Annotated in this window: 1 pseudogene; it reads right to left on the reverse strand. The window is 36.8% G+C overall.

The features are described from left to right. Positions 1–280: pseudogene (locus SBH76_RS13950) on the reverse strand (ISNCY family transposase); the annotation flags it as partial. Between the last annotated feature and the right edge of the window lie 125 nt (positions 281–405).

A 405-nucleotide genomic window follows, 5' to 3' on the forward strand; every position in this document is an offset into this window, starting at 1 on the left:
TTTTTAGAAGCTCTGTATAGTGTTCAAAGTTAGCCTCGTAGTATTTAGTTCTGTATAGATCAAGAACCTGACTTCTGATATCAGGGTGGATGGTGGTAGCCGGCTTCTTACCTCGGTTACCATGAATAAAGAATGCTTTACCATCTTTAATATAGCCTTGTATCATACGGTTTATATGCCTCTTGGTGCATCCTAGGATAAGAGCAGCTCTATCCTTATTAGCTGTATCGGGGTGATCTACCAGACCCTTAATAACCTCGTACTTTCTTTGTTCATCCATTGATAAAATAACCTTTCTGATAAGTCAGTCCCTCCTAGTGTTAGAATATACAAAATAGTATTCTACCATAAGTGGGACATTTTTATTTGTGGTATAATGGGACTTTATCATATATGGCTTATATA

Origin of the sequence: Lachnoanaerobaculum sanguinis (assembly GCF_033242365.1) — a bacterium.
GTDB classification, from domain to species: domain Bacteria; phylum Bacillota; class Clostridia; order Lachnospirales; family Lachnospiraceae; genus Lachnoanaerobaculum; species Lachnoanaerobaculum sanguinis.